We start from the raw sequence: 14,662 nt of genomic DNA on the forward strand, positions 1-14,662 counted from the left end.
CCTGACTTTGGAGATGGTTCGGAAGCTCGATCGAGAGTTAAGCTAAATAAAACTCCGAGTTCTGCATCGATGCTTATTAGAAGCGAATAATTTCGATCGTGCCTCGCGATCGCACAAAACAAACATCAAATTCTCGAAAGAAGTTGGTTTGCCCGAGAATTAATGGAACCTGAGAGGCTTGTGCCCAAGCAAATGCTAGGCGAACGGGTTCCAGATTCCCAATTTGAACATCTACAAATACACCCCGCGCCTCAACCGTTGCCAGATTTCCAGCCAATGGCAAGCGGACAGTTTGTTCCTCCCAAATTGCACCCAATTGCAGACCAATGTCATAAGGTAATAGATTGACCGCAGACCCAGTATCTAGCAGTGCATTCGCCGAGACAGAAAAGCCTGCATGAATCAGAGTGATGGGAATCGTGGGTAATGCTTCATCGTCAGAAAAGGGAAACTCGATCGAACTAGGCATGAGTAGATGCCTCTCGATCGTCTCGAATCATCTGCATCATAATGTTTGCCGCTTCCGTTGCATCGTAGAGCGATCGAACCGGATACTCTGATGCAGAAAAGATGACTTGTAGTTCAGCGTCTGGGATTTGCACTGCTAGGAGTTTGAAGAGTGATAATTTGTCTGACTGGCTCAGATTGTTCACCAAAGGTATTAACTCAGCGAGAGACATGGTTTAAACTCCCAGAAGTACGAGAATACATCTATCATAAACGCTGCCTGAGTTTGGAGATGATTCGGAATCTCGATCGAGAATTAAGGATTCCGTAGGAGATTCCGATCAAACTTTATCCTGCCCAAAAACAAAGAAAAAGCCGCCCTAAAAGGCGACGTACTGAGCGTAGCCGAAGTGACCACGAATTTCTTGATGGTACCCGCCACGTGATTTATCCGTGGAATCAATCCAAAATCGAAAATCGAAAATCCTCAAGCCCCCGCATTTATCTCGCGCAAGTCAATCGAAAATCGAAAATCGAAAATCTAAAATCGATTGACGGGACTTTAGCCCTCCGCTTATTACCAACAAATATCAAGGCAACTCAACCGAACTCGGTTTAGCAATGTGAGGCAAGCCCCAGCCCAATTTTTCCCGCAAAATGTGGAAAAACTCAAAAGATTGCACCCGAATAAAGCGGGCTGGGTACGGAGCTCGCTCGACTTGCACCCAATCTTCGGGCAGAACATAACATCCGCCGTTACCATCTACCACCATTACCAGGCGGGTCGGACTCGCCGGCAAAATCTTGATCGGCTCGGTGTTGGAAAACACCAAAGCCCGCGAAGCCATTGAATGCGGGCAAATAGGCAGCAACTGCAACACCGGCACTCCGGGAATGATCACAGGCCCGCCGGCAGACAGCGCGTAAGCCGTCGATCCTGTGGGAGTCGCGATGATGACTCCATCTGCGGCAATGTCAATAGAGGCGTGTTGCCCGATCGCCACTTCAAAATGACACATACAAGTTAGCGGTTCCCGGTGCAGCACCATTTCATTGAGACAAAGGGCTTCCCAGAGGCAGTCGTTTTCTCGAAACAACCGCACCGCCAGCATCGATCTTTCTTCTATTTCGTATTCTCCAGCGATTACCTTTTCCAAAGCTTGCGGCAGCAAGTTCAGGTAAGTTTCTGTCAAAAAGCCCATGTGACCGGTATTGACAGTCAGCAGCGGCACTCCAATCGGAGCGACTTGGCGAAATGCCGACAGCACCGTACCGTCGCCGCCCAAAACCACTGCAAACTCCATGTCGCTGTCAAAACCGGGGGGGACGAGTTGTTCGATCTGAGTGTGGCACAGGGGGCGATCGGGGCTAGAATAGCCCAGAATTCCTCCCGAACCAGAAACCGAGCAAACCTCCCAGCCGCGGGCAGTCAGCTTGTCTTCTAACTCTGCGGCGATGCGACAAGCCACAGGTTTAACGTCGTTGTATATAATCCCAGCTTTCGGCACTTTAAAATGTAAAGGGCATTTTTTGTTTACTCCGTTTTTTAGTTTTAAGCTGCTCGTACTCTATTTCCTTGAGCTTCTTCATGATCAGATTAAAGTATTCTTCGAGATAAGACTCCAAAGTAGTAGTTTCTTTGGGGTCGATTCCGAAGACACTGTAAACGTCATCCATCGGAGCTTTCAAGGGTTTTCCGGCTGCCAAAACTTCTGAAAAAGCCAATCTGTCAGCTACGTTCCAACTCCACTGAAAGAAGGTAGCTAATTTACGAGTAGCCTGCAACAAGACATCTGGGGTGCGCGTAATTTTGGCTTCCTTCCCTGACAGCCGTTCGCACAACCGCACGATTTCGTCAGCATCCCAAGCGCGATTTCCCACCACCGGAAAGCTTTTTTTCTCGGTTTCGGGAACGGAAAGGGCCCGGACGGCAAATTTAGCAACGTCCTGAGTGTTCATGTAGGCAAGGGCGGATGGCTTGTTGGGCAGCCAGACTGCCTGATTGTCCAAAATCGGCATTGCATACAGGCTCAGCAGTCCTTGCAAAAAGCCGCAAGGTCTCAAGATTGTGTAGTCTAAACCGGATTCTGCTAAGAACAATTCGGTACAGCGCTTGATTTCCAACAAGGGGACTTGGGGATATTTCTCAGCGTCGAGAAAGGAAAAGAATATGTAACGCTTGATGCCTGCTGCTGCTGCTGCTTGGATCAGCGATACTTTTCCGTCCCAGTCTACTCTTTTGATGCTGACAGAATCGGCTGCACTGGCTGTTGCTGCATCGATAATAGCAGTGACGCCTTCTAGGGCCGGAGGCAGACTGTCTGGCTGGCAAAGGTTCCCCGGTACGAGTTCAGCGCCCCATTCTTTCAAAAATGCAGCTTTTCTGTAACTTCTGACTAAACAGCGCACCTGGTAGCCCTCGTCTAGGGCGCGGCGGGCTATTTGGCGGCCGAGAGTGCCGGTGGCACCTAAAATCAATAAAGTCATCTAGGGATTAATTATGAATCTTAAACTTTCTATAAGATGGTATCAGGTTTTTGTTAAGTTTTTTATAAAAACTTAACAAAAACCTGAAATTTTCTCATTTTAGGCTTGAGATATTCGCCAGAAGGCTTGCTTTCGGCAGCAAGTAGACTCTAGAAGGCAGAAGGTAGAAGGCTTCTGAAGGATTGGTTGAAAAAAACTTATTCTTCGCCGCCTTGCAATTTGAGCAGGAGGAAGCCTCCACCTATACCCACGAAAATTAGGGAAAAGGACAAAAAGGCTGCATTGAAAATTTCAGGATTCATGGTTTTATCTGTCCAATTGGGCGATCGCATTAATTGACACTCCTCGCCCTGAAGGCACGAGGATTCTTAAGACATTTCGATCTTAATATCCCTATTAATAGGGTTCCCAGGCTGACCACGAAAAGCACATAGGTGTGTAGTCATATCTCCTCTGTGAATGTTTTGGGCGTAGACTTTCCCCCAGTCCGGGGGTAGGTTTTTAAATCTTGTCTGATCTGCTTATTGTACCATATTCATTTGTTTAGATAAATGTGTTATTTTACTTGAAAATGGAAAAAGCCGTCCTAAAAAGACGGGGTTTTAAACCCAATCTTCTGATAAAGATAATATAATTTGGGTCAACCCGGTACATGAATGCTAAAATTTCAGTGCCGAAATTCCTGTATTTTGTTGGAGAAAACTGCCTTGAGTCTCGATCGGGAATCCAAACTAGCTGTAACTCTGGGAGATCCGGCGGGAATTGGCCCGGAAGTGATTCTCAAGGCATTGGCAGATCCCGCTGCTGCTTTGATGGTGACGGTTTTCGGATCTAAGAGAATTTTGCAGCAAACTTACGATAAGTTGCGATCGACCAATCCCGCAGCAGAAGCGGCAAATCCCGAAACATTAAATATTATTGATATTGAACCAGACAACAAGTGGGGCGAAATAGTCCCCGGTGTCGGGAGTGCAGCTAGCGGGGCGGCTAGCTTTGCTTACATGGAAACTGCGATCGCCCGTACCATCGCCGGCGAATTCTCCGCGATCGTGACCGGCCCGATTTCCAAAACTTGCTGGCAGGCTGCCGGTTACAATTATCCCGGACAAACAGAACTCCTCGCAGAAAGGGCAAAATCGCAGCGGTTCGGAATGCTGTTTGCCGCCACATCTCCCCACAGTGGCTGGACGCTGGTAACTTTACTCGCTACCACACATATTTCCCTCCGTCAAGTCCCCGATGCTTTGAGTCCAGAATTACTGAGTGAAAAACTAGAATTACTGATAGACTGTTTGCGGGAAGATTTTGGGCTGGAAAGACCGAAAATTGCGATTTCTGGCTTAAATCCTCACAGCGGCGAAAATGGCAAACTGGGAAATGAAGAGCAAGACTGGATGATACCTTGGTTGGAAACGCAGCGCGATCGCTTTCCTCAAGTGCAGTTAGACGGGCCAGTCCCCCCCGATACCCTGTGGGTAAAACCGGCTAAAGTTTGGTACGGTTTAGCCAAGGAAGCTCACGACGGTTACTTGGCAATGTACCACGACCAGGGGTTGATTCCAGTAAAATTGATGGCTTTTGATAAAGCAGTCAACACTACAATTGGCTTGCCTTTTGTCCGCACATCTCCCGATCACGGCACAGCTTTTGATATTGTAGGTCAAGGGATTGCAGATGCCTCCAGCATGAAGGCAGCATTGCAGTTGGCGGCCCAGTTGGCTAGTCGCAGAACAGCAGTTAAAATAGGGCGATAGCTTTAGTACGCCAGACACTCGGAAAAATTGTGTCATTCCTATTGATTTTCGCTGGGGTGAGGCGGCAAGCAAGCTGGCATTTTTATTCGGTCGGTTAAAATCACCTTTTGGTAGCGCAGTATGGCAGCATTTAATGATAATTCCGGCAAAATATATCAGTCAGAAAAAGAGGTTTCTGATGCAACTCTGGCAAGTTCTAAAGCTGGAGAGCAACTTCAGGAATTGCTAACCATATTGACTGAATTTCAGTTATTAAAGAAATCAAAAAAAGAGCCAAGCGAGTTGAAATTACCGCTTTCGGAAAAGTCTGTTCAGCGATTAGAGGATGAGGAGAATCGGCGCAAACAATTGTCTTTCCTGATCGAATCACCGAGTATTGTACCGGAAGTATTAACTAACGATGAAGAGATACCTTCTCAAAGACGAGAAAACAATAATGAGGAACCAGATTTATCTATAGCCGGGAAGGTAGCTAAAAATAATCGGCAGTCGGAGGAAGAATTAGAACAAGCAGTTGAGCAGTTTAAGCAGTTGCAACAACTACTGTTTGAAAGGGATTTGCCGGAATTTTACAGTAATGTTTTGAGCGTGGAACAAAGGTTAGAAAATTTTGAGAAGCTGATGTCTCAACCAGAAGAGTTGATGATTTTACTGAAACCGTTAATTCCTGAGTTGGTGAGAGAAGAATTAGAGGAGTTGAAGTCTGAATTAAAAAAGGCGATCGACCTCGCAAACAATAATAAAATTAATCGCATCGAGTTGGAGGCTAAATTAGCAGATTGGGAAAATCAAATTGCTAACTTTAACCAGCAACCCCTGCCGAATACAGAACACTTAATCCAACGGCTGATGCCAGTAGTGGGAGATCTGCTAAACCGTAAGGTAGAGGAGTCTAAGTTAGAGGTAGCTTCGGCGATCGCACCGAGAGTCAATCAAGTAATTCACAATCAAAACGGACTTGAAGAACAGGTAGTAAGAATTGAAGATAGAGTTGCAAATATTCAGCAGCGTTACCAGCAGCAACCGGAAGATTTAATCAAGCAGCTAGTACCAGTAGTTAGCGATTTACTGAACCGCAAAATTAGTGAATTAAAATTAGAGGTTGTAGAAGCTGTTGCCCCCTCAGTACAGGTAAGAATAGCTTGGGTAGAAATAGAAGAAAAAGTATTGAGCATCATCGAACGCCGACTGGCTACGCAACAGTCGCCAACTCAGAAGCCTGAAGAGATAATGGCGATGCTAATGCCGGCAATAACTGATTTGCTGAATCAGAAAATCGATGAATCAAAATTACAAGTAGCAGCGACGATCCAACCTTTGATAGAATCAGCAATTCTTCAAAGAGAAGTTCAAGGCAAATTGAGCGACGTAGAAAGTAGACTAAATAATCTTCAACGACAGCAAAAAACTCAGCCGGAAGATATAATGGCAAGGCTAATGCCGTTAATGATTGAGTCGCTGAACCGGAAAATTGAGGAGACAAAGTTAGAGGTGAGAGAGGCGATCGCACCTGGTGTCAACACGGCTATTCAAAACAGCGGTATTGCAGCACAAATATTAAATAATGAAACTAAGATTGTCGAAGTTCAGCAGCAAGTTTTAGCCGAGATAGAAGGGTTGATGGCAAGAATAATGCCAGTGATTGTAGAAATGCTGTCCCGAAACATCGGGGAAGCAAAGCTAGAGATAGAATCTGCGATCGCCCCGGCTGTCGATGCCATCATTCAGAATAAAAGGATCGATCAAAGACTCGCGAAGATCGAACAACAGATTGTGGCGATCGAACACCGGATTTATGAATCCACAGACTTGTTTACAGATTTACTGAAACCTTTGATTGACGAGCTGATGGTTAGCCATCACGCCCAACTACAAAAGTCGGTCATCGAATCTATTTTACCATTGTTAGATGAAGTTGTAAGTTATAATTACAGACTCAACGATAAAGTAGGGGAACTCGATCGCAAAATTACTGATGCGGAATGGGGAGGCGATCGGGAAGAATTACTCGCCCGAATTAAAATCATGTTTCCCGAAATGATGCTCCAAACCATTAATGAGTCGAGACAATCATTTGTCGAAACCATAAGTCCGATAATTGATGAAATAATTAATACGAAAACCAGAGAAAACAGACAATCGATGGGAGTAGCCATATCGCCGGCTCTGACTGTGGGAATCAGCCACAGAATGAGTGAATCGCCGGATGAAATTGCAATGGCGATCGCGCCGGAAATGGCCGCTGCTATCAAACAGCAAATTCATCTCAAGCGAGAAGCAATGTCGGATGCACTTTATCCCATCATCGGCAGCACGATTTTAAAATACATCGCCGAGATGATGGGGGAGATTAATGAAAAACTAGAATCAGCTTTAAGTCCAGAGGGAATTAGTCGCAAAATCAAAGCCAAATTGCAGGGCATTTCTGAAGCAGAATTGCTGATGAAAGAAACAACACCACTGAGTGTGAAAGCTGTCTTTTTAATTCAAGCAGGATCGGGCTTAGTAATTTCAGCAGTGCAGAAGTCTGAACGCGAACAGCTAGAATCAGATATGGTAGCGGGGATGCTGACTGCTATTCGGGCTTTTGTCAACGATTGTATATCTCAGTCAGGAAATATTGCAGAGATTGATGCTATAGAATACGGCACATCTACCATAGTATTGGAAGTTGCGGGTTCGTGTTATCTGGCAGTAGTGATGCAAGGAGAAACCCGCCAGTGGTTTAAGTATAAAATGCGATCGATATTCAACAATATTGTTCAAGAATACGGAGTTCAAATTCAGTCATTTAACGGCGATCCAGCCACTGTGCCACCCGAAATAAACTCGAAATTGCAAAAATTAATCGATACAGAGGTAAAAGTTAAATCTCGTAAACGTCCAATTTTACCCACGATCGGTTTGGCAGCGTTAGGTTTAATTGGCCTACCTTGGGGAATTCATCAATACCGCAGCTCAGTTGCAGCGAGCTTAGAAGCAGATACAAATTTAGCATTACAATCTGCTCCCGATTTATCCGTTTATCGCCTCGTGGCTGATGTTAAAGATAGAGTATTGGAGATTTCGGGACGAGTGCCGAATCAAAATCTGCGATCGAAAGCGGAAAAAATCGCTCAGCAAGCGGCTCCCCAATCAAGAATTGAAAATAAAATTATAGCCGTTGAAGTACCTCCAGATCCGGTTTTAGTCGAAGCCGATGTCAAGCGGACAGCAGCTCTTTTGAATAAAGTAGAAAGCATTAATATCTCCGCTCGCTATGCAGAGGGAAAAGTCGCCATTGCAGGCAGCGTAAGCAAAGCGCCAGATGCTCAGAAAATAACTCAAGCTTTTGAGACAATTCCGGGGGTGAAGTCGGTAACAAATACAGTGATAATAGGAACTCCACCGCCACCAAAGATAATAATGCCAGTTCGCGTGTATTTCGGTGTAGGTTCGGCAAGTTTGCAGGCGAAAGACGTAGCACAAAAGCTTAGCAAAGTCAAGGAATATATGGAGAAAAATAGCACGAAGAATTTAAGGATAATTGGCTACAGCGATTTTAAAAGCACTCCGGTAGAAACTCAAAAGTTGGCACTGGAAAGGGCGACAAATGTGAAAAATATTTTGGTTAGACAAGGGATAAATGGCAACAGAATACAAGTTGCTTCTACTAAGGGTCGTCCCGAAGGTGTGGAGGCCAATCAACCGCTGTGGCTGAGCAGATTGGTAGTATTTGAGGTGATCAATTAAAATTGGGAATTGGGAATTGGGAATTGGTAATTGGTAATTGGGAATTGTTAATTGGGCATTTTCCCTAATGACTAATGACTACTGACTAATATCATGTCCGATCGATTAACCATAATATCCCGGTCGGGGCGGGTTTTTGAGATGGTCAATTATTGGCAGGTATTGTTGGTGAACCCGCCCCTACCTGATTGCGGGTAATCGACAGGATATGACTAATGACTACTGACTACTGACTACTGACTACTGACTAATGACTTCTTCCTCTTGAATTAATCGAACTCGCCCGGAGGTAAAGGCTTGTATTCGATCGCCCGCCAAACACACTAACAAGCGGCCGCATCCGTCAATGCCCGCTGCTTCTCCGCAGATGGTTTCCGAAGCAAGTTCGATCGCCACCGGGCAGCCAATCAACGCATCGCGGCGGCGCAATTCCGGCAAAAGTAGCGCTAAACCGGACTTGGAGGCTGGCTTGTCTGTGGTAGAAAACATATCGGCTAGTTCGAGTAAATAGTGCCGCAGTCGATCGAGCAAACACAGTTCATCCGGTACTGTACTAGCAATAGAATGCAAGCTTACCGCATTACCGAGATCCCTTTCATCCAATCCCGCAGCCGCGAAATCTACGCAGCGGTTGAGTCCAATTCCCACAACGGCGCGAGTTTTACCCAAAGCATTGCCCGAAGAGGCTTCGCAGAGAATTCCGGCTAATTTGTGGCGATCGATCCAGACATCGTTTGGCCATTTCAGGCGCAGCATATCTCGACAGTCGGGAACCAAATCTTCGATCGCGTAAATCACCGCTAAACCCGCTGCTAAACTGAGTCCCGGCAACAGAGTGGGGTTGAGGTTGTCGAGTACAAAACTAACAGTCAAGACACCGCTTGGGGCGTGCCAGGTGCGCCCGTGTTGGCCGCGCCCGCTGGTTTGTCGCCTAGTAAATACTGCATCTCCGTGGTGGAGCCCGGCCGCGCGGGCGATCGCCCAACTGTTGGTACTTGGACAGGTATCCAACGAGTGTAGCCAGTGAGGGAGGTTTGGGCGATCGGGTTCTGGGCTTGCGGGCACGGGAGTTAAGGGCAATTCAGACAACGTTTGATTTGTAGTATTTGATATCTAAAAGCTGATTATCGCATTTTCCAGAAGTGCCACCTCGCGCGACGGCGAGAATTCAGAGAAATTGGAGTGTAGTACAGTTTCCGCATCAGATTTACCTTACGCCACAACATCTGTTTAGCCACCAAATCTCTTGATTTATAAGGATTTTGGGGGATTCATAGGGTTGGTTGGAGCGATCGACACCCCTTTAAAAAACCCAATTTCAAAAAAAGTTGTATTACCCCCTTGACAGTCTTGTAATACGCAACGTAGTATAAATGTATGGCGAAGGGGAAAGAGCTTCAAAGCCTTACCCCACGAGCAATATGAACCTTGAAAACAGAATAGGAAGTTAATCGTGTCACATAATTGTGGACATTGGCGGTGTAGACTCCGGCAACAATAGCCCGATCGGGTTGTAGTACGCGGAATCAACCGCCACCCCGTCCCAACTTGAGTAATTCAAGGACACAATATTGTTCATTTTCGCGGGGGTATAGCTCAACCGGTCAGAGCAGTCGCCTGTCGAGCGAAAGGTTGCGAGTTCAAGTCTCGTTACTCCCGTCAGTCGATTTTAGATTTTAGATTTTAGATTTTAGATTTACTCCACAGGAGAAGAATCTCGGAATTGGAACTTTGGTCTAAAATCCACACCTCCTGTCGGAAAGCAAATATCCGTTTTTCGGCGGGGGTCAAAGTCCCGTAGGCAAAAGTCAAGCCGTCTCCCCCTCTGGCGTGAAGATTGCGAGTGCAAACCTCGTCGGGACTCCCAGGTTAGGTGGCTGAGTGGCTCAAAGCGTTGGTCTGCAAAACCGATTTTCGCGGGTTCAAATCCCGCCCTAACCTCTGTTCCTATTTATTCGCAGGAGCAATCTCAAATCTCAAAGAGCAATCCAAAATCTAAAATCTAAAATCTAAAATCGATAGTGCTGTAGGCAAATGGTTTAAGCCGCTTGGTTTTCACCCAAGTGATTGCGGGTTCAACTCCCGTCAGCACTTCTCGTGGGTCGTTGGCAGAATGGTTTTGCAGCCGCCTTTTAAGCGGATGGATCGAGGTTCAATTCCTCGACGACCTACCAAAATTTCTATCTTGGGTCGGCCCTCCTATTGGCGTGGGTAGCTGTCTGTAAAACAGTAGCTTAAAGCGTTGCTGGTTCAATTCCAGCCCGGCCCATTTGTAACTGCATTTAATCCGCAGTTGCAATCTTGAGAACGTGGTGTAGCCGGATAACATCTCAGTTAATAAAACTGAAGATTGAGGGTTCAAATCCCTCCGTTCTCGGTGTGGAGAGGTGGCCGAGTGGCTTAAGGCGCTTTCCTGCTAAGAAAGAGCGGTTTAACAGCCGTCGAGGGTTCAAATCCCTCCTTCTCCGTTTTCCCCCGATAGCTCAGTTGGTAGAGCGCTTGTCTGAAGAGCAGGAGGTCGTCAGTTCGATACTGACTTGGGGGATTGCGTTGCCTTATAGCTCAATGGTAGAGCAAGCGGTTGTTAACCGCTAGGTTGTAGGTTCGAGTCCTACTGGGGCAGCCATTTTTTTAATTGCCGGGTAGACAAATTGGTAAAGTCGCCTATCTCTGAAATAGGAGTTTCTGTAGGTTCAAAGCCTACCCCGGTACCCAATTATTGGGAAGTCGCCTAATCGGTATGGCACCGCTCTTTGAAAGCGGCAAAATGCAGGTTCGACCCCTGCCTTCCCAGTTCTGCTATTACCAAAGCAGATCAATTACACTCCTGTAGCCCAATTGGCAGAGGCCACAATTTCAAAAATTGTGTTGTGTGAGTTCAAATCTCACTCCTGAGTACCAAATTTTCAACTAAGTTTCTACTTGCTCCTGTGGCGGAATTGGCAGACGCGGCAGACTTAAAATCTGTTTTATTTTGAGTGTGAGTTCGAGTCTCACCCGGAGCATGAACGGGATGTAATTCAGCGGCCAGAAGCCATGCTTTGGGAGCATGGAGTCGTTGGTTCAAATCCAACCATCCCGACTTTACCCCTGTGATGTAATTGGAAAACATCACTCGCTCAAAACGAGTGTTTTTTGCAGGTTCGAGGCCTGTCAGGGGTATGAGGTTTTATTCAATCTCAAATCGAAAATCTCAAATCGAAAATCAATTTTGCCCCTGTAGCCCAATCGGTAGAGGCGCTAGATTTAGGATCTAGTTAGTGCTGGTTCGATGCCAGTCAGGGGTATTTGGTGACATCGCGGGTGAAGTAGCCTGGGTAGGCTTGGCAGTCTCATAAGCTGCAAATCAGCAAGTTCAATTCTTGCCCCCGCCACCAAAAATGCAGGTGTGATGTAATTAACAACATGAGGGTTTCATACAGCCTTTTTGCGAGTTCAAATCTCGCCATCTGCTGTGCTGGTGTAGCTCAATTAGGCAGAGCAACTGATTTGTAATCAGTCGGTTGTAGGTTCAATTCCTATCACCAGCCCCACAATTGCGGATATGGTGTAACGGTAGCATTCGAGTCTTCCAAACTCTAGGCACGAGTTCGAGCCTCGTTATCCGCTTGGTTAAACGAGAGGTTTGTTAAATCTCACATCTTGCACCATTCTCGCTTAACAGGCTTTTCGGCCTGTTCCACAAGAAAATCTACTCTTTGTGGAACAGGCCGAAAAGCCTGTTCATAAAAGGCTTATTGACAAGGGTGCAACATCTCAGTTAAATCCAAAATCTCACATCTAAAATCGGTTTGCGGATGTCATGTAGCGGCTAGCATCTGAGTATGCCATTCTCAGCGCATGGGTTCGAGTCCCATCATCCGCTTTTGTAGTCCTGAGCTTCGATGGTAGAGCGTTTGCCTTACAAGCAGACGCGGGGTAATCTCCTGTCAGGACTACTAATTTATGGGAGTGTAGCTCAATGGATAGAGCGCCGCGCTATGCGCTACCGCGCACGCTTCGCTAACGGACGCGGATGTTGTGGGTTCGAGTCCTGCCACTCTCGTTGTTTTTGCTTTAATTTAAGGAGGTTGATTCCCTTGAATGGATAATTTTTTATATTACGATCGATTCCCTACGGGAATCGCACAAATTAACAAAAAATACGGGAGTGTAACTCAACTGGATAGAGTGTCGAGCTTCTACCTCGAATGTTGTGGGTTCAAGTCCTACCGCTCCTGCTGTCTGGGGTTCGTAGCTTAATTGGTAAAGCATCTAACTGGCTGTTAGAAAGATATCGGTTCAAATCCGATCGCAATCCACCACACCGATTTTAGATTTTAGATTTTGGATTTTGGATTTGAGATTGATTTCACAAATCAATCTGGAAGCTTGAATATTCGTCTAATATTTTGTTATGGGCGACTTAATACCACTTTAAAAAACTAATTAAACTGTCGAGAATCTCCAAACCCATATCCACTAACTCATCCCCAATCTAAAATCTAAAATCTAAAATCTAAAATAGTATAAGGGGTCATAGCTCAATTGGTAGAGCGCTTGCTTTGCACGCAAGAGGTCAGGAGTTCGATTCTCCTTGACTCCACTTACGGTGTCTGAAGTCGAAGCGGTCGAGACGCTAGCCCGTGAAGCTAGTTATTAGCGGGTTCAATCCCCGTCAGACACCCCTTGGAAGATGCCGCTAAATGGTTGGCAACCAGTCTTGAAAACTGGGGTACAGGTAACTGTAAGGGTTCGATTCCTTCATCTTCCTTTTAACCACCGGAAGTCGAAAAGCGAGACACCGTGCTGATAACGCGGGGATAGGAGGGGCAGTACCTCCTCGGTGGATGGATTGGTTTATAATAAGTCTAAATTTACTACTGATTCAACATAAAAGCCATGAAAGTTCAAGTTATAAAATTAGAATTAATTCAGTGGTCTTTGTTATTGAAGGATATTCAATTTTTAAACGAAATCCAAAAACTGAAAGAAACGTCGCATGAAAAGACTGCGGTCTTCAAGTCCCGTAAATTTGGCTGTGAAAAAGGAATTTTTACTTTCGTTGCGGATGATTTTGATGAAAAAAGTCCTGGTTTTTACGATGTAAAATTGTTGTACCAAATGAACGTGAAAGATGAGAAAACTAAACTATTACGTTGCTTGCACAGTTGATGGGTTTATTGCTCGCGAAGATGGGTCATTTGATTGTTTCCCTATGGACGGAGAGCATTTTGCTGATTTGTTAGATTCCTTTCCTGAAACTTTTCCGGCTCACTTTCAGGAAGCACGAGGCATTCGTGCAGAAAACAAGCAGTTTGATGCGGTTTTGATGGGACGGAAAACCTATGAGGTAGGGCTAAATGTTGGTGTAACTAATCCTTATCCCAGCTTGAAGCAGTATGTCTTTTCGCGCACTATGGAAGCCAGTCCCGATGAGAATATTGAACTTGTTTCGGACAATCCTGTTGAATTGGTTAAGGAATTGAAAAGGGAAACGGGTAAAGACATCTGGCTCTGCGGTGGTGGGGCTTTAGCGGCAACTCTTTTTTCTGAGATTGACGAGATGATTGTGAAGTTAAATCCGGTAGTAATTGGAGCGGGAATTCCTCTTTTTTCCGGTGCAATCGAGCCGACCAATTTGGAAGTTGCCGATCGCAAAATCTACAGCAACGGTTTCATGTTGCTTCATTATCGAGTGAAGCATTAGCGATAAGCTGTTCGGCATTTAAAGGACTTGCGTAAGGTGCGTCAGCATCTAAGGTTTTCCGTTTCAGCGTAAAAGTTCTAGCTGACGCACCCTACTCGCCTCGTTACTGGTTTAAATGCTCCACAGCTTAAGGACTTTATTTGTTGCAATTACTGCGGGCAAAAAAGGACTGAAGTCCTTACTACAAAATGATTTTCTAGGAATTACACAAAAATTGTATGCGGTATTTTCTCGGTTTCAATGTTGAGTCAGACTGATATCTTGCACCATTCTCAATTAGCGGTAGGGGCGGGTTCGCCAACAGCCTTAAAGCTTGCAAATAGGTTCTATAAACCCGCCCGACCCCACGAAAAATCCTCTTATTGATATTGCTGCAAGATGTCAGGTCAGACCGATCGCCACAAATTTTTACAGAAATAGTTGATTTTTCAAAACGGTTGTGTTATACTAGCTTAGATGCGGGAGTATAGCTCAGTTGGTTAGAGCAGGTGACTCTTAATCTCAAGGTCGAAGGTTCAAGTCCTTCTACTCCCATCCCCAATAACATACGACT

General features: G+C 45.6%; 10 protein-coding genes and 25 tRNA genes. 29 read left to right on the forward strand and 6 right to left on the reverse strand.

The window, feature by feature from the left end; translation table 11 throughout:
• Positions 1-76 precede the first annotated feature (76 nt).
• The 5 genes from QUB39_RS11235 to petM all read right to left on the reverse strand — a co-directional run bounded on the left by QUB39_RS11235 (position 77) and on the right by petM (position 3,236).
• The gene (locus QUB39_RS11235; protein WP_333145301.1) at positions 77-469 is read right to left on the reverse strand and encodes an aspartyl protease family protein; all 393 of its coding nucleotides are present in this window, start codon (positions 467-469) and stop codon (positions 77-79) included.
• A complete protein-coding gene (locus QUB39_RS11240) occupies positions 462-680 on the reverse strand; it encodes a hypothetical protein (protein WP_333053554.1) in 219 nt (72 codons plus the stop codon). Before QUB39_RS11240 ends, QUB39_RS11235 begins: the two co-directional genes overlap by 8 nt.
• Before the next feature lie 357 nt (positions 681-1,037).
• A complete protein-coding gene (locus QUB39_RS11245) occupies positions 1,038-1,955 on the reverse strand; it encodes an NAD(+) kinase (protein ID WP_333053556.1) in 918 nt (305 codons plus the stop codon).
• Position 1,956: 1 nt separating this feature from the next.
• Positions 1,957-2,934: an NmrA family NAD(P)-binding protein gene (locus QUB39_RS11250; RefSeq protein ID WP_333053557.1), complete on the reverse strand. Its 978-nt coding sequence runs from the start codon at positions 2,932-2,934 to the stop codon at positions 1,957-1,959.
• A 197-nt stretch (positions 2,935-3,131) separates the two neighbouring features.
• The gene (petM, locus tag QUB39_RS11255; protein ID WP_172189541.1) at positions 3,132-3,236 is read right to left on the reverse strand and encodes a cytochrome b6-f complex subunit PetM; all 105 of its coding nucleotides are present in this window, start codon (positions 3,234-3,236) and stop codon (positions 3,132-3,134) included.
• Between the two features lie 354 nt (positions 3,237-3,590).
• Between petM and pdxA the strand changes: the two genes are divergently transcribed.
• Positions 3,591-4,688: a 4-hydroxythreonine-4-phosphate dehydrogenase PdxA gene (pdxA, locus tag QUB39_RS11260; RefSeq protein ID WP_333208937.1), complete on the forward strand. Its 1,098-nt coding sequence runs from the start codon at positions 3,591-3,593 to the stop codon at positions 4,686-4,688.
• Positions 4,689-4,808: 120 nt separating this feature from the next.
• Positions 4,809-8,420 (forward strand): OmpA family protein, encoded by a 3,612-nt coding sequence (locus QUB39_RS11265; RefSeq protein WP_333208935.1) that lies wholly within the window; start codon positions 4,809-4,811, stop codon positions 8,418-8,420.
• Between the two features lie 240 nt (positions 8,421-8,660).
• Here QUB39_RS11265 and QUB39_RS11270 read toward each other — a convergent pair whose 3' ends face one another.
• Positions 8,661-9,509 carry a biotin--[acetyl-CoA-carboxylase] ligase gene (locus QUB39_RS11270; RefSeq protein ID WP_333053561.1) on the reverse strand — a complete coding sequence of 283 codons (849 nt, stop codon included), beginning with the start codon at positions 9,507-9,509 and terminating at the stop codon, positions 8,661-8,663.
• Between the two features lie 496 nt (positions 9,510-10,005).
• Between QUB39_RS11270 and QUB39_RS11275 the strand changes: the two genes are divergently transcribed.
• The 27 genes from QUB39_RS11275 (at position 10,006) to QUB39_RS11405 (ending at position 14,643) form a co-directional block, all read left to right on the forward strand.
• Positions 10,006-10,079: transfer RNA gene (locus tag QUB39_RS11275), tRNA-Asp, on the forward strand.
• A gap of 208 nt (positions 10,080-10,287) precedes the next feature.
• Positions 10,288-10,361 (forward strand) — tRNA-Cys (locus QUB39_RS11280).
• A gap of 79 nt (positions 10,362-10,440) precedes the next feature.
• Positions 10,441-10,514: transfer RNA gene (locus QUB39_RS11285), tRNA-Glu, on the forward strand.
• Between the two features lie 5 nt (positions 10,515-10,519).
• Positions 10,520-10,594: transfer RNA gene (locus QUB39_RS11290), tRNA-Lys, on the forward strand.
• Between the two features lie 13 nt (positions 10,595-10,607).
• Positions 10,608-10,689 (forward strand) — tRNA-Tyr (locus QUB39_RS11295).
• A 34-nt stretch (positions 10,690-10,723) separates the two neighbouring features.
• A tRNA-Tyr gene (locus QUB39_RS11300) sits at positions 10,724-10,797 on the forward strand.
• 4 nt (positions 10,798-10,801) lie between these two features.
• A tRNA-Ser gene (locus QUB39_RS11305) sits at positions 10,802-10,888 on the forward strand.
• A gap of 4 nt (positions 10,889-10,892) precedes the next feature.
• A tRNA-Phe gene (locus QUB39_RS11310) sits at positions 10,893-10,965 on the forward strand.
• Positions 10,966-10,971: 6 nt separating this feature from the next.
• Positions 10,972-11,046, forward strand: a tRNA-Asn gene (locus QUB39_RS11315).
• Between the two features lie 10 nt (positions 11,047-11,056).
• Positions 11,057-11,135, forward strand: a tRNA-Gln gene (locus QUB39_RS11320).
• 5 nt (positions 11,136-11,140) lie between these two features.
• A tRNA-Gln gene (locus QUB39_RS11325) sits at positions 11,141-11,214 on the forward strand.
• Between the two features lie 35 nt (positions 11,215-11,249).
• A tRNA-Leu gene (locus QUB39_RS11330) sits at positions 11,250-11,321 on the forward strand.
• 23 nt (positions 11,322-11,344) lie between these two features.
• Positions 11,345-11,425, forward strand: a tRNA-Leu gene (locus QUB39_RS11335).
• Between the two features lie 4 nt (positions 11,426-11,429).
• A tRNA-Pro gene (locus tag QUB39_RS11340) sits at positions 11,430-11,502 on the forward strand.
• Between the two features lie 131 nt (positions 11,503-11,633).
• Positions 11,634-11,707 (forward strand) — tRNA-Leu (locus QUB39_RS11345).
• Between the two features lie 169 nt (positions 11,708-11,876).
• Positions 11,877-11,953: transfer RNA gene (locus QUB39_RS11350), tRNA-Thr, on the forward strand.
• A 5-nt stretch (positions 11,954-11,958) separates the two neighbouring features.
• Positions 11,959-12,029: transfer RNA gene (locus tag QUB39_RS11355), tRNA-Gly, on the forward strand.
• Positions 12,030-12,213: 184 nt separating this feature from the next.
• Positions 12,214-12,285 (forward strand) — tRNA-Gly (locus QUB39_RS11360).
• An 82-nt stretch (positions 12,286-12,367) separates the two neighbouring features.
• Positions 12,368-12,465 (forward strand) — tRNA-OTHER (locus tag QUB39_RS11365).
• A gap of 101 nt (positions 12,466-12,566) precedes the next feature.
• Positions 12,567-12,640, forward strand: a tRNA-Arg gene (locus QUB39_RS11370).
• 7 nt (positions 12,641-12,647) lie between these two features.
• Positions 12,648-12,724 (forward strand) — tRNA-Ala (locus QUB39_RS11375).
• 208 nt (positions 12,725-12,932) lie between these two features.
• Positions 12,933-13,005 (forward strand) — tRNA-Ala (locus tag QUB39_RS11380).
• A gap of 6 nt (positions 13,006-13,011) precedes the next feature.
• Positions 13,012-13,086, forward strand: a tRNA-His gene (locus QUB39_RS11385).
• A 4-nt stretch (positions 13,087-13,090) separates the two neighbouring features.
• Positions 13,091-13,173 (forward strand) — tRNA-Ser (locus QUB39_RS11390).
• Between the two features lie 128 nt (positions 13,174-13,301).
• Positions 13,302-13,574, forward strand: a complete 273-nt coding sequence (locus QUB39_RS11395; protein ID WP_333053562.1) for a hypothetical protein — start codon at positions 13,302-13,304, stop codon at positions 13,572-13,574.
• Positions 13,537-14,109: a dihydrofolate reductase family protein gene (locus QUB39_RS11400; protein ID WP_333053563.1), complete on the forward strand. Its 573-nt coding sequence runs from the start codon at positions 13,537-13,539 to the stop codon at positions 14,107-14,109. The genes QUB39_RS11395 and QUB39_RS11400 overlap by 38 nt, the downstream gene beginning before the upstream one ends.
• 460 nt (positions 14,110-14,569) lie before the next feature.
• Positions 14,570-14,643, forward strand: a tRNA-Lys gene (locus QUB39_RS11405).
• Positions 14,644-14,662 lie beyond the last annotated feature (19 nt).

Source organism: Microcoleus sp. AT8-B5, from assembly GCF_036705565.1.
GTDB lineage: Bacteria > Cyanobacteriota > Cyanobacteriia > Cyanobacteriales > Microcoleaceae > Microcoleus.

Coding starts and splice junctions, on each gene's coding strand:
- QUB39_RS11240 (WP_333053554.1), bottom strand. CDS start 680: ATGTCTCTCGCTGAGTTAATACCTTTGGTGAACAATCTGAGCCAGTCA.
- petM (WP_172189541.1), bottom strand. CDS start 3,236: ATGAATCCTGAAATTTTCAATGCAGCCTTTTTGTCCTTTTCCCTAATT.
- QUB39_RS11235 (WP_333145301.1), bottom strand. CDS start 469: ATGCCTAGTTCGATCGAGTTTCCCTTTTCTGACGATGAAGCATTACCC.
- QUB39_RS11400 (WP_333053563.1), top strand. CDS start 13,537: ATGAGAAAACTAAACTATTACGTTGCTTGCACAGTTGATGGGTTTATT.
- QUB39_RS11250 (WP_333053557.1), bottom strand. CDS start 2,934: ATGACTTTATTGATTTTAGGTGCCACCGGCACTCTCGGCCGCCAAATA.
- QUB39_RS11395 (WP_333053562.1), top strand. CDS start 13,302: ATGAAAGTTCAAGTTATAAAATTAGAATTAATTCAGTGGTCTTTGTTA.
- pdxA (WP_333208937.1), top strand. CDS start 3,591: ATGCTAAAATTTCAGTGCCGAAATTCCTGTATTTTGTTGGAGAAAACT.
- QUB39_RS11265 (WP_333208935.1), top strand. CDS start 4,809: ATGGCAGCATTTAATGATAATTCCGGCAAAATATATCAGTCAGAAAAA.